This is a genomic window from Oribacterium parvum ACB1, from assembly GCF_000238055.2.
Lineage (GTDB): Bacteria > Bacillota > Clostridia > Lachnospirales > Lachnospiraceae > Oribacterium > Oribacterium parvum.
Genome location: NZ_KE148312.1, coordinates 671,072 through 686,009, shown reverse-complemented (window position 1 = coordinate 686,009; position 14,938 = coordinate 671,072). Strand labels below are relative to the sequence as shown.

Below are 14,938 nucleotides of genomic sequence, written 5' to 3'. Positions count from 1 at the left end.
TGAACTAAACAGCCGATTCGGCATAAAGGAATTGCTTTGCCTGATCCTGTTTTTTAACTTAACTTTATCATTGACGAACAGATCGATTTTTACAAAAATCAACGAAAGAGGAATCATGAAAAAAAGAAATATAATGCCGGGGATTATCGATCTCTATCTTCGAGCTCCCCTCTACTTATCTCTATTATGGCTTCCGATTCTGTTTTTGGCTTTCTTTTTAGAATTGAAGTTTATGCTTATTCTTCTTTTCTGTGCTATTGTATATCTTTGCTTTGCAGTATCTTTGTACCGAAGTCGAAAAACCCGCTTGATGTCGGCTCTTTTAGACTTTTCCCTGCGGGCAAATGAAAATAAAGCCAGACTTTTTGAGGAAATGCCGACAGCGTATTGTATTGTCGGAGAAAACGGAGAGCTTTTATGGGAGAATAAGGCCTTTCATAAAATCCTGCAAAGGGATGAAAAGGTCGAGCGGAATATCTTCAATATTTTCCCGAATATGCAAAAGGAAATGCTAAAGGAGAAGGAAGCAGTACTGGAGTTGCACTCCTCCTTTATGGAAAGAAAATATTGTATAGACCTGATTCGTCTGGAAGCGCTGGAGGATGAAGGAACGGAAACGCTGCGCGGTCTTTCGGAGGAAGAGGAGCTTGTTGCGGTTTATCTTCGAGATGAGACCGAGGAAGTAGAGTTACAGCAAAAGCTTGATGAGGAACGGGTTGTTTTGGGACTCGCCTACATTGATAATTACGAGGATGTTATGGAGCAGATCGAAGAGGTGCGACGCTCTTTACTTATGGCTCTTATCGACCGAAAAATCAACCGCTATATCAGCTCTTCAAACGGTGTGATTAAAAAAATTGAAAAGGATAAGTACTTCTTTCTTTTAAAGCAGAACGCTTTAGAGAGAATGATGGAAGACCGCTTCTCTATCTTGGAAGAGGTCAAGGAAGTGGATATGGGGAATGAGCTTGCGGTGACACTCAGCTTGGGGATTGGATACGGAGCAGGAGATTATACCCAAAACTATGAGTATGCCAGAACGGCTATAGATATGGCACTAGGACGAGGAGGCGATCAGGCCATCGTAAAGAATCCGGAAAAGCTGAACTTTTACGGCGGTAAGAGCCAGAGCACGGAGAGAGTAACCCGTGTAAAAGCGCGTGTAAAGGCACAAGCCTTTCAGGAGCTTATTGAGTCGAAGGACAGGGTTCTCATCATGGGACACCGCAATGCAGATATGGACTGTCTGGGATCCTCTGTTGGCGTATATCGTATGGTTACGGCCATGGATAAGAGAGCCTATATCGTGCAGAACAATGTCACCTCGACTATCCTGCCTCTAAAGGAGCGCTTTTTAAATAATTCCGACTATCCGGAAGATATGTTTATTGACGGAGAAACGGCGAAGGGACTGGTGGACAGCACGACCATGCTGGTTGTAGTGGACTGTGACAGACCCTCTATCATAGACGAGCCGGAACTTCTCAACATGGTGAAGACCAAGGTTGTATTCGACCATCACAGACAAAGCTCGGAAACGATTCAAGGGGCAGTTTTAAGCTATTGTGAACCTTATGCATCCTCCGCTTCGGAGCTCATCGCCGAGATGATGCAGTACATTCAGGACGGAGTGAAGGCAAGACCGCTGGAAGCGGATTGTATGTACGGCGGAGTTGTGATTGATACCAGAGAGTTTACGAACCAGACCGGTGTACGAACCTTTGAAGTCGCGGCATACTTAAGACGCTGCGGTGCGGATATTACTCGAATCCGGAAGGTCTTCCGGGAGGATTTCAGCGACTATCAGGCTAAAGCGGATGCAATCGGCAGAGCAGACATTTATAGGGACTTCTATGCAATCAGCACCTTGGGAAAGAAGGGAGAAGACAGTCTTACCGTGCTTTGTGCCAAGGCTGCTAATGAGCTTTTGAATATTCGAGGCATTAAAGCGAGCGTGGTTATGACCAAGGTGGAAGATACCGTATTTATCTCTGCCCGTTCTATTGACGAAATGAATGTACAGGTACTTATGGAAAAGCTGGGAGGAGGTGGACATCGCACTGTTGCCGGTGCGCAGATGCAAGGTATGGAAGTGGAAGAATGCATCAAGAAGGTTAAGGAAGCTATTGATGAAATGATTATAGAAGGAGAAGTAGCGTAATGAAGGTGATTTTGTTAAAAGATGTAAAGAGTTTAGGAAAAAAAGGGGAGATTGTCGAGGTTAGCGAGGGCTACGGAAGAAATTTCATCATTCCTACCAAGGTTGGCGTTTTAGCGGATGCAAAAAACTTAAATACATTGAAGTTGCAGTTGCAAAATGCGGAGAAAATAGCGGAAGAGAAGCTGGAAGAAGCGCAGGAATTAAAGAAAAAAGTGGAAGAAGTAAAGCTTGTTTTCCATATGAAGGCGGGCAAGGACGGAAGAGCTTTCGGCTCTATTTCCACAAAGGAAGTACAGGAAGAGCTGAAGAAGCAGTACGATATTTCGATTGATAAGAAGAAAATGGAACTGGATGTGCCCATGAAGAATTTCGGGGGCTATGATATCAAAGTAAAGCTGCATAAGGATGTGGAGGCTTGCCTTCATGTTAGTGTGCAGCCGGAGTAGAGCATGGCAGAACAGGATGAGAGGCTGCTTTTACGCACCGTCCCCCACTCTAAGGAGGCGGAATCCAGCGTAATCGGCGCCATGATAAGGGATGGAGATGCCGTGCTCGTAGCACTGGAGATACTCAGACCGGAAGATTTTTACAGCAGGCAGTATCAACTGCTCTTTGCCACAATGAAAGAAATGGCAAGAGACGGTATCGCCATTGATTTTGTGAGTTTACAGGATAAATTAAAAGGGAAAAAAGATATTCCCGCAGAGTTTGTATCCTTGGAGACCTTAAAGAACCTGGCAATGGATGTGCCCAGTGTGGCCAATATTCGCATATACGCTGAAATGGTTCGTTCCAAGTCTGTTCTTCGTGCCATGATTCGTACGAACGAAGAAATCGCCGATATGTGCTATAAAGGCGAAGATGAGCTGGAAACTATATTGGAATCGGCAGAAAAGAAGATTTTTAATCTGCTTTTGGAGCGAAACAGCAGAGAGTTTGTTCCAATATCGGAAGTCGCTATGAATGTACTTCGTAAAGTAGAAGAGGCTTCCAGGCAGAAAAACGCCATTACCGGTATTGCATCGGGCTTCTTGGATCTGGACTATCGAACTGCGGGATTTCAGAAATCCGACCTGATTTTGATTGCGGCAAGACCATCTATGGGTAAGACGGCTTTTGTATTGAACATTCTGGACTATGTAGGAGTGAAGAAACACGAACCGGTTATGATTTTCTCCTTGGAAATGTCCAAGGAACAGCTTGCTAACCGTGTTCTTTCCCTTGAAACGCAGATTGAAGCGGATAAGCTTAGAAAAGGAACCCTTACGGATGAAGAGTGGGGAGATCTGATTGAAGGGGTAGACAGACTGTCCAAAGCCAATGTTTTCATTGATGATACACCGGGAATTACGGTCAGCGAGCTTCGAGGAAAGTGTCGAAAAAGAAAGCTGGAGTCAGGGCTCTCTCTTGTGATGATTGATTACTTGCAGCTAATGAGTGGCGAGAAGGGAAAGCGCTCCTCCGAGAACAGGCAGCAGGAAATTTCCGAAATTTCCCGTTCCCTAAAAGCCTTGGCAAGAGAGCTGGACTGCCCTGTGATTGCTCTATCTCAGTTGTCTCGTGCAGTGGAGCAAAGACCGGATCACCGTCCCATGCTTTCCGACCTTCGTGAGTCGGGAGCGATTGAACAGGATGCGGATATTGTGATGTTTCTATACAGAGATGACTACTATAACAAGGATACGGAGCATCCGAATGAGGCGGAGGTCATCATCGCTAAGCAAAGAAACGGTCCTATAGGGACGGTGAAACTACTCTGGCAGCCGCAGTATACTCGCTTTAAAAATGCGGAAAAAGAACGATAAAGTCTTAAATAAATCAATATTCTAATTCATAACGAGTATCGCTCGCAAAGCGTGCGATATCTCGTTTATTATATCTCATACCGGTCTGAAAGAGGGGGGCTCAGAGTCTGTCCTGATTTCAGGTCTATATTGTGTGAGGGAGGTTTTTTTAATCTAAGCATCTTTTTTTCTTAATTTTGATGAAGAAATGAAAAGCCTTTTGTATAAAAATTATTTCTTTAAAAAAAGCTTTATTCGTCTTTCACAAGAAAAAAACACAATTTAGTTTATGGATGTGAAAAATACATAAAAAAAATTTATAGAAATATATATAAAAAACCTTTATATAAAATATCATCTAAAATTATTATAAAAATCCGCATAAGAAATTGCAAATTACACGATAAAATAGTATGATGATTCAATCAATAAATCTTTTTTGTAAGGGAGAAAAGGCTTATTGATAAAGGAGGAGCCATGAAAATCGAGAAAATTGATGACAACTCCATCAAGTGCACATTATCCAGCTTAGATTTATCTTCCAGAAATTTAAACCTAAGGGATATGACCTATGGCTCTCAAGCTGCTAAAAGGCTTTTTAATGAAATGATGCAAAAGGCGAAGGAAGAAGTGGGATTTTCTATCGAAAACACACCGCTTATGATAGAGGCAGTTCCTTTGCAAGGTGGTGCGGTACAACTCATTGTTTCTAAGGTGGATGACCCGGAAGAGTTAGATACACGCTTTTCCAAGTTTTCTGCGGCCGGCAGTGGACAGAACGGCTGGATTTCCGAACTTGCAACTCAAATACTAGAGGGTGCACAGGGCTTGATGAAGCAGTTGAAAGACGAAGAAGACACAGAAGCTGTTGAAGAAGAATCGAAAAAAGACAAGAAGGAAGAAGGGATTCGCTTATATCGCTTTCAGAGTTTGGATCGCGTCATCGACGCAGCCAAAGCTGTTGGCGACTATGATTTAGGTGCGAACAGCCTCTATAAAGACGGAGGAAGTAAGGGATATTACCTAAGCTTGCATAGTAAGAATAAGGACATGGATACCTTGAATCGCGTTGCGAATCTTTTGATGGAATACGGAGAGAGAGTAAACGGCGATTCTGCAAGCGAAGCCCACTACAAAGAGCATATGGAGCATTTAGTTCCTAAGAATGCATTACAAAAACTGAAAACCGTATAATGATAAAGTAAAAGATTGAAAGATTCCCTTACAAAGACTAAGCTAGAGACTGGATAAGGAGGAAACTATGGCTGACGTTACAAAAGACATGAAGATAAGCGATATTCTGGCATTAAATGAATTGATTGCCCCGTTTCTTATGCAAAATGGTATGGGGTGTGTGTCTTGTGCAGCCTCCCAAGCCGAGTCTTTGGAAGAAGCATGTGAGGCGCACGGTATCGATGTGGACGATTTGACTGAAGATTTGAACGATGTTTTACGAGAGTATAGAGAGATTCAAGAAGCATCTCAGAATGCATAAATCTTCACGAGACAAAAACAAATCAGCAGCGAGGCGGAGAAGAGATACTTCTCCGCTTTTCGATTTTTATATCGTTCGCATAGTATACGGTATCTCGCTTTGTCCATGACCATTCGTGAGACAGTTTCCGTTTTGTAAGTTGTCAGGAAAAAAGTAAATTTTATAAGAAAGGGATTAGATGAAGAGGAATGGGATATCTTGCGAAACACAATGGAAATAAGGTTTGAAAAATTATTTTGAAAAAATTTTAAAAAGTCGTTGACAGGAAATGAAAGTTAGTGTAATATAACCACAGTTAGATAAAACTAACCGGTTTGAATATTGATTCTTCAGAATTCATAACCAAAAGCTTTGTCGTGTCCTCCTGACCATAAGCACGGCGAAGTCAAAAATCTCCTGAAATAAATAGACTCAACTTAAGTGTTCACTCGAAAGGGTGAGAAAAAACAGAAGCTTGCTCGGCTTCTGTTTTTTTGCGTATTCATAACGAGAATCGCTCGTGTAGCATGCGGTACTCGTTTTTTCTATGCTATAGCTGTAGAATGCAGATATCTTATTTATACTTTATCCGGTTTGGATTTATTTCTATTTTAGAATTATTTATCTTTCGTATTATTAAAATAAACTTATTTTTTGCCGAAATATAGTATGATAAGTATAGGTTTGTTTTCGTCATTTCTTTCAGATGAAAAAAGTATTTTACGGATTGTTCATCGAGAAAATACAGATTTATATGAGTTGAATAAATAGAATTCAAGGCTGTTTCAAGGTCTACAATATAAGGACGGAGGCATTTATGAAACGAACATTTTCCTTATTTCTGGCTTTACTCATTGTATTTCAAAGTATCATCGCTGTAGGTGAGGAGCAGATTCCTGCGCTGAAAAGCAAAAAAGAAAATCAAAGTTTTACGTTCTCCACTCTTACAGGAGAAGAGAAAAGCGGAGAGACTTTTGTGGGGGAGAGTGGAAACGGAGGAAGTGTGTTTTCTTTTGACGGGAACGAGAGTGTTTCCGGAGCAGGCGGAGAATCTTTTATACAAGAGCTGTATCAGGGAATAGATTGCGAAGCAGAAAGGCAGGAAGAGAATGCAGAACGGCAGTCCTCCGCTTCGGAAATGGAACCCGCAAGTCCTTCTTATTTTGAAGTCAATAAAAAGAAAGTATTTAGCTATGCAGACGAAGAAGTTTCGGTCAAGGCCACACTTTCTATTCCGGAAAGCCTTCCCAAGGGCATAGTCTTTTTGGTGCGTCCGATAAGAGAAGAGGAAAGACCGGAGCAGTATAGTGCTTATACGGAAGCATTAAAAGAGCATAAGGAAAAAGAAATATCGGAAACGGAAGACCTTGGAGAGGAATCTGATTCCGAGGAGGAGCAGAATGCATTTTCTCCGAAGGAACTTCGACTATATGATATAGGTTTCTTCCTAGAAGAAGAAAAAAGTGGGGAATATCAGGAAATCGAGCCGAATAAGGGGACTGTAGAGATAGAATTTACCTTAAAACAGCCATTGGAGGGAGACGGGGAACTACAGGCAGCCCATCTTCCCATAAAGGAAGAGAAAAGAGAAGACGGAATCAGTACTTTAGATATTCTGGATGTTACAAAGGAGGATGTTGAAGTAGAGGAGCTTCTTGTTAAAGAGAGAAAAAAACGCTTTGGAAGTAAACGAGAAAGCTTGGAATTCAGTTTGGACAGCTTTTCTCCACTGGCAATCTGGAAGGGGAAGACGAGCGGATCGGATCGGATTAAGGCGGAGGTCGATTTCTCTCTGGGAGAAATCAAGGGCGGATTTTTCGGAGGCAGCGGATATGAGGCTTTTACACCGACGCTTTCCGCAGATGGTAAAGAGAAGAAGTGGGAGTTAAATGGGGGATCTTATTCTCCTTTGGATCTGGAAAAGCTCAGAATGAGCTTTGGCATGAAATTTAAGGATTGGCCCAGAACATGTAAAAAGGGAGATAAGATTGTCTTTACATTTCCGGAACCTTTTATAGCTGTTGGAAATGATTTTTCAACAGCAAATCTTCCGGAAAAGAAGGATAGCTATCTGGACGATATAAGAACGGATGAAAATAAACTTCTTTGGAAATCTGCATTTCGAAATAATGCGGAAGGCAGAGCGGAGCTGGAACTTGAATTTGGAAAAGGCATAGAAGATCCGGATCTGGATGTGGATGAAGCGATTGCCAATATTTTCCTGCATTTCAAGATGGATCATAGTAAATGGAATGAGGAGAGCGACGGTTTTTCTTCTGAAATTGAACTGCCTAAGATGAAGCACATCTTGCATTTCCCAAGGCTTCCGGAGTTAATTTCCGGAGTGAAGAAGACCGCTATTCCGCATTTAGACCGTGGAAAAATTGAGTGGAAGATTGAAGTAGGAACGGAAAGTAAAGGCGTAAGATTAAACGGACTTACGATAACGGATTCCTTTAATGAAACGGAACAGAAGCTCATATCCGCAAAGTGGAACAGTACTTCAGTTTTGGATATTAAAAATGAATTGGTCAGGACGGAATCGGGAGGAAGAACTCACTATTCCTATACCTTTCCGCCTGCATCGGATAGCATTATTCGAGCACCGCAAACCCTGACTTTTACTACGGGTTTAAAGAGAGTGGTATTTGAGGACCCTTATCCTTCTCATATCCAAAATACGGTTCGTTTAAGCCATGAAGATCCTACGAAGCTTGATCCGGATCCCTTAAAGACTTCTTCGACAGCAGAGCAAATCGTGGAAAAGGTGATCCTGAAAAAGGAAGGCCAGCAAATCAGCGGAAACCGCGTCAGATGGAAAATAAATTTTAATAAAAATAATGCCCGTGTTTACAAGGCAACAGTTGTGGATGAACTGAGCAGCGGGCTTACTCTGGATGAAGTTAAAGGTATAACGATAGAAAATCTTGGAGATGGAATTGAAGAAAAAGTGAATCTCAAAGCCTCCAATCCTTCCGGAAGTTTCACGCAATTAGAAGGAGGAGGTGCGCAGACCGTTAGCTATGAAGTGGAAAATACCGCGTCAGGTTCCAATTTAAAGATTCATTTTGCAGAAGATTTCCAACAGGCTTATCAGATTAGTTTTGAAACGAAGGTGGATGAGTCCAGTCCCTTAGTTCCGGTAGGCGGAGGATCTCCGAAAAAGGGCGTGAAAAATACGGCAAGAGTCAAGGTCTCCTATCCCACTGCGGAGGGAGACGGTCCTTCGGAGGTTCCGGTGCCTCCTTCCGTAACGACCGTTCCTTTTGAGACGGCATTCTTAGAGAAAAAGACCTATGGTGTAAATAAAAAGAAGGCTCTACTTTCTTGGGTGTTGGAATCATCGACGAAGGGGGAGGATTACGAAAAAGCAATCATTGAAGATACGATTGCATCCGACAGCAATTTGCATGACCTTTATATAAAGTATGGCAATACGGAGGTTTTTTCAGGAAGAAAAAATGCCCCGTTTTTTGCAACAATGCAGACAGAAACCATTCTAGGAGAGGATCATCAGCCTATGGCGGACATCAGCGTCCAATATATTCCCAATGCCTCAACGGATGGAGGAAAATTGTGGATTCAGATTATCCGACGTTATGACAGCGCTGAGAACTTAAAGCTGTCTAATTTGCATATTGACTATCAAACCAAGGCGGAATATTACATAGGACACAATGAAAATCATAACTATGTCAATTCCGCAACAATAAAATTATACGAGCATGAGACGGATCCCGATACTCATCCCTTGCATGAAAAAACAGTTTCAAAAGTGCAATCTCTGCAAAACAAGCTCCTGAAAAAAGAAGTAAAGAGCTTTTATAGAGATGGGGATAAGAGGGCATTTTTCCATTTCAAAATTACGGCAAATGAAGATCAATACGACAGCTTAGCAAACGTAAAGCTGGAGGATGACTTAAACGGAATCTTTTTCTATAAAGAGGGAGATGTCATTAAACCCTTGGATTCCCGATATTTTACCATTACGGACGGCAGCGATCCGGATCATCCTACAAGAGCTTTGATTAAGGGAGCAACAGATAACGCTGTTCCGCCTTCCGAAATGACTATTGATAACACGCATCACAAGGTGAAGGTAGAGCTTGGAAGCAGTTTAAAGGATGTTTTGGAATTGAATATTTATGCCTATTTAAATGAAGACGGGCAGGCATTGCTTTTCAAAAAACCGATTACCAGTGTAGATGATCTGGAGTCGGTAGAGATATTCGTAAAGAACAAAGCGACGCTGGACTCCACGACTTTCCCGCAATCGCAGGTTCCTCCATTAACGAATACCACGGTGGAAGTGACTAAAGAAGGCTCCGGGACAGCGGAGAATTTACGAAATGAAATTCTGAAAAAGAGCGGAAAACAGGGTGAAGGAGATGAGGCGAACAGCATTGAGTGGTCGGTACTCATTAACCCGATGGGAGCAAAACTGAAGGACAGAGTGGTTTTAGCGGATGTCATTCCGGATGGTCTGCACTTGGATTATTCCTCCGTTAAACTATATAAAACAACGCATAAGCCGGGAAGTACGGAACTTTATGAAAATGCTTCCGACCCCGGTGTAGTTGAACTGCCTCAGTCTCCGGAAACGGATATTACCGGCTGGTATAAAGAGCGACTAAGGAATTTCATTCCGGATACGCTGCATCCGGGAGAACCTGATAAACTGCAGACCACATTAAAAGTTACGCTTCCCAAAGATACTACCGATACCTATCTTTTAAAATACACCACGGTTCTTAGAGTGAACAACCGAGCGGAAATGAAGGAGACCAAAAATGCGATTTCCGTAGAAAGTGGCAAAAGCAGCAGCAGCTGTATTGTAAAGATAGAAGATTTTGAATTTACTTCTGCAGGAAGTCGTGTTCGCTTCAATATGAAAAAAGCGGATGCCTTGTCCAGAAATGTGGTACTTCCGGGTGCCAGATATGGACTCTTTTTGGCGAGCGATAAAAATAAATTAACAGAGACAGCGACCGTGGAACAATTGCAAGGTCTGGCTGAAGACCTCCAGATCAGTAATTCCAAGGGAAACATTCGTTTCATGGGGAAGCGAAATGAAAACTACTATGTTATGGAAATATTGCCTCCCAAAGGATATGCCCGAGATACTACGGTTTATGGGCCATATTCCATAAAGGGAAGTGAAAGCGGAACCAAAAATATTGTGCCCATGGTCGGTGAAACAAAGAAGGCGGATATCTTTATCGATGTCAGAGAGCAAAAAGGATATAAGGTCGGTACTGTAAAAGTGAAAAAAACCTTTGAGTCGGCAAATAGTGATTTGCCAAATCCCTACCAAAAAGGCGTGAGTGCAGGAAATAGAGATGGATTAAAAGCGGAATTTAAACTTTCCATTTACCCCGAGGGAGTTATAGATGATAAGAAGGCCGTACAAGTTAAACTGAAATCAGGACTTACAGAGGGGGAATATATTTATGACGGTAAAGTAGAAACGGAAGCGGATAAGAAAAATGTCTCTACTACAGCTTCTGCTCTAGGTATAGCAGGATTGCAGTTCTCGGAACTGCCATGGGGCTTATATAAACTGGAGGAAACGGCTACTGCGGAAGGCTATTTCATCATGAATCCTTCTTCGATTACGTTTGAGGTAAAAAAAGACAAAGACACAAGCGGAACGGGAAGTCCGGCGGATATCCTATATACCGGGGTAAGAGATGGAGATAAGATTGTTTTAAGTAACAAGCCGACAATTTTCCAATTCCAAAAGAAGATAGATGCTGCAGATAGCCTTAGCGGAAGTAAATTCCGTCTATACGGAAAAAAAGGCGACTTCTTAGGTGACCCGGTCAAGGGCGCTTTTCTTGGAAATGGAAGTGCATACGGGCTTACGGAAGCCGGAGAAGAAGCCTATATCCCGATTACCGGGGAAGTACTGGAATCGACTACCGGCTTTAGCCTGGAGGGCGTGTTAAAGTCGGGCTACGAATACAAACTTATAGAAGAAAATGCTCCCAAAGGATATCAGATTGGTGTAAAGCAGGGCGGTATTTTCAGGCTCAAAAAAGATGGAAGCGGGCTGGAATTTGTTGGTGCAAGCGGAAATGAGGGCGGTATTTTTGAAATAAAGATGATTGGAAATGTCGGTACTCTTGTTTTAAAGAACAGCCCCACAAAGTTTACATTCACGGAAGTGGATCAGTATGAAAATACGGTTTTGCATTCCGAGTTTAAGCTGTATGAAGCGGATAGTCACGGAGAGAAATTAAGTGCTACAGCCCTTACAACATGGACTAATACAGGAAGTAACACGCATGAGCTTTCGAAGCTTCATGCAGATGCATACTATAGATTGGAAAGAACAAATCAGTCCGTTCTCTATGAAAAAAATCATCCGACAAACGACTATTATCTGTTCCAAATCAGTCACGACGGAAAAGAATTGAAGGAAGTGTCGGGAATCAGCGGAACAAAGAACATTTCAGGAGATATCGTAAAAGAGGGAGCGAATAAGAATAAAGAACTAAAGATTAAGGCGACCCGTATTCTGGCACACGCTAGCTTGATAAAGCTGGATAGAGAACCGAAGACAGTCGGCGGAACGGACTATGCGAAGCTAAAAGGAGCAAAGTTTAAGCTGTATCAGGTAAAGGATTCCGGGAAATATGATAAGGCAAAGGCCTTGGATGTGCATGCGAATAAACTGAAGGATTCTGCTGCACCGGACTATGATTATACTGCGCTGGACGGCAGATTGGAGACGGATGATATTTTCCTGGCAGAACTTACAAGCGATGAAAACGGTGTTATTTCTACAAAAACTCTTGCGGCAGGTCTGACTCATAAGACCTATAGCGAGGCGGGAAATCAAGAGGAAAAAGACAAGGAAAACCGAAAAGTTTCTATCCGGGACGGTTTACCGCTAGGCGTGTATTACTTTATGGAAGAAACTTCTCCCACAGGCTATACTGTCGAGCAGGAAACGGTTGCCGGTGTAAAGAAAAACAAGAAATATGTCTTTGTCATAACTAAGGATGATTTGGCCGGTACCGGAGAGAAGAAGACAGTAAAGGCCTGCTCTTTTAAAGAAAAAATCGGACTGGAAAACGGAAATCCGCCCGGTGCAAGCGGAGATGAGGTAGGGATTGCAAAAAATAGCCGTATTCCGGGGAAACTGAAGATTCTAAAGGTAGATGACTTTGATCATAGCGTCAAGCTAAATGGTGCAAAGTTTGGACTATATAAGGATAATGCGGCGACGATTCCTGTGGAAAAGGCCGGTACTGCAGTAGTCGGTATTACCGGGGTCGGAGGAAATCAAGGTGAATTGATATTTGACGGACTGGACTGGTATCAGGACTACTATATCAAGGAGCTGATAGAGCCTCACGGATACTTGTTGGACTTAAATGATGACGGTACGCCAAGCGTTTACGGACCTTTCCGCTTCTTGGCAGAGAAAACGGAAATTCAGGAAACACGAACCAATGCCGTAAACGGAGTTCAGATTTTACATTCTGCTATTGACCCCTTACTTTCTTATAGTGAAGAAGATAAGAAAAAAGAGCATTGGGAGAATAGAGAAAAGCTCGGAGGACAAGAGTTCAGCATCAGCGGTATTTTTAATGGAACGACTGTGGAGAGCACCAGGGATTATACTGCCGATGCCGATGGAAAAAAGTTGATTTCGGGAGAGTTTCTCGCCGGAAAAGTATATACCATTAAGGAGGGCACTAATCTTCCGAATTCACTTCGCCCTATGAAGGAACTGAAGTTTAAGATTAACAATAAGAATCAGATCAGCATCCTTTCTCCTGTACCGGAACAAAATGTTTTCAAGGTAAGTGGAAACAATTTGGAACTGGCAAGAGAGCGGACCGCCTTGCAGTTCTCTGTTCGAGCGGAGCATCAGGAGCGAAAGGAAAAGAAAGAGATTCTTCCACTCTACGGAATGTCTTATCTGATTTCCACGGATCCGGACGGATTGCATCCGATCTCAGCAGGAACAAAACTCACCATAAATGGGGAGAGAGTCCCTGCACCGACGCATTGGAAGAGCTATAAGGTGGATTCTTTTGTGAATGCGGGAAGTATACGCGCTAAAAAAATAAACGGATATCGACCTTATTATGAGGGAGATATCAGTGTGTTCGGCTTGGAGAGAGAAAAGACGTACTATCTTCATGCCACAGGATTTACAGAGGATCAGGAACTGAGAAAGAATCTGGAACTTTCACCGAGTCAGCTGGGAGTGTATAAGATTACGGTGGCTTCCGACAGCAGCATTACAATGACGGAGGAATCTTCCGGAGCTATGGAAGCTTTTAGTTTCGGACAACATCCTATCTTTACTTACCGTCTAAAAACAGGAGCTATTTCCTTCCATACGACCGATTTTGAAACAAGAAAAAAAGATATAGGGGGACAGAAATACGCTCTTTATGTGAAGAAAAATTGGCATTTATCCGAGCTTTTAAAAGGAGATAAAAAGGGGGAGGACAGTATAGAACAGGCTTCGGAATACCCGGAAAGAAATGCAAGGGAAACGTTGAACTATCGAGGAGAAGAATATCTCTTACAGGAGATTTTTGAAAATGATCTCGATGGAAATCTTAGCATAGATAAGCTCACTCTTTCGCAGGACTATCTCCTTTTGAATATCACGGAGGAGCGGGAATATAACAATCCGAAGAATGAAATGGCATTCCAAGTGGTGGAAGAGGATGACGGAACAAGGAGAATCCGTGTGCTTTCCTATGGAAGAGATGCAAGAAATTCCGCTCGTCCAAGATACCAGACAGCATTTTTAAAGAACGAAGACCTCTATATTCGAAGACCAAATATGGATGAACCTCTAAAGATATACCGTCTTATGAACAAAGAAGGTATCCTTGGTGCAGGAGAAGAGCTTACACAGATTCCCGTACTGCAATGGCTGCTTTATCCAAGAGAATCTTCGGGTGGCATCGGTAGCGGTCTTGGAGGGAAAAGGAAGGGTGTCATCCCTGGTGGCGGCAGTTCCGAGATTGGCCCCGGAATCCCCATTTTATCAGGAGGAGAAAAAGGCGGGCCGGGAGACGGGACGCCTACAGTCCCCCCGATAGGAATTGACAAGGCGGGAAACCCTATTCGCATTGACAAAGCAAAACTTCCTCCGGAAATAGTAAAGTATATTGAACGTTATGGTGTTCCGAAATTGTATTCCAAAGGAGAGAAGAAAGAAACTTTGGAGAGGATTCGAAAGAAGGGAAAGCAAGCAGGCGGCTATACAAAGAAGGAGCTGGAAGCGCGTCTTGCAGAGCTGCTCGGAGAGAATCGGGAACTAAGCAAGGAAGATTTTGAAGAACTCAAGCTGATTGGAGAAATGCTGGGAGCAATGCGAAAAGGAAAGATGGATATCTACGGCAGAGTTATCCCGACAGGAGACAATAGCAATATGCCCGGGAACTTAAGCCTCTTTCTTCTCAGTGCTATTCTCTTAGAGGAGTATTGGAGAAGAGATAGAAAGAGGAGAAGAAAAAACGAGATAACGCAAGCTTCGTAAAG

The 14,938-nt window shown here is 42.7% G+C and carries 6 protein-coding genes; all 6 read left to right on the top strand.

What is annotated here, in order from left to right; translation table 11 throughout:
* Window positions 1-115: 115 nt before the first annotated feature.
* The 6 genes from HMPREF9625_RS03170 to HMPREF9625_RS03145 all read left to right on the top strand — a co-directional run bounded on the left by HMPREF9625_RS03170 (window position 116) and on the right by HMPREF9625_RS03145 (window position 14,936).
* Window positions 116-2,161 (top strand): DHH family phosphoesterase, encoded by a 2,046-nt coding sequence (locus tag HMPREF9625_RS03170; RefSeq protein WP_009535560.1) that lies wholly within the window; start codon window positions 116-118, stop codon window positions 2,159-2,161.
* Window positions 2,161-2,607 (top strand): 50S ribosomal protein L9, encoded by a 447-nt coding sequence (gene rplI / locus HMPREF9625_RS03165; RefSeq protein ID WP_009535559.1) that lies wholly within the window; start codon window positions 2,161-2,163, stop codon window positions 2,605-2,607. The genes HMPREF9625_RS03170 and rplI overlap by 1 nt, the downstream gene beginning before the upstream one ends.
* Window positions 2,608-2,610: 3 nt before the next feature.
* Window positions 2,611-3,966 (top strand): replicative DNA helicase, encoded by a 1,356-nt coding sequence (gene dnaB, locus HMPREF9625_RS03160; RefSeq protein WP_009535558.1) that lies wholly within the window; start codon window positions 2,611-2,613, stop codon window positions 3,964-3,966.
* 456 nt (window positions 3,967-4,422) lie between these two features.
* Window positions 4,423-5,139, top strand: a complete 717-nt coding sequence (locus tag HMPREF9625_RS03155; RefSeq protein WP_009535557.1) for an adaptor protein MecA — start codon at window positions 4,423-4,425, stop codon at window positions 5,137-5,139.
* Between the two features lie 67 nt (window positions 5,140-5,206).
* Window positions 5,207-5,440: a DUF1858 domain-containing protein gene (locus HMPREF9625_RS03150; protein WP_009535556.1), complete on the top strand. Its 234-nt coding sequence runs from the start codon at window positions 5,207-5,209 to the stop codon at window positions 5,438-5,440.
* Between the two features lie 796 nt (window positions 5,441-6,236).
* On the top strand, window positions 6,237-14,936 hold the full coding sequence (locus HMPREF9625_RS03145) for a SpaA isopeptide-forming pilin-related protein (RefSeq protein WP_009535555.1): 8,700 nt from the start codon (window positions 6,237-6,239) through the stop codon (window positions 14,934-14,936).
* Window positions 14,937-14,938: the final 2 nt, after the last annotated feature.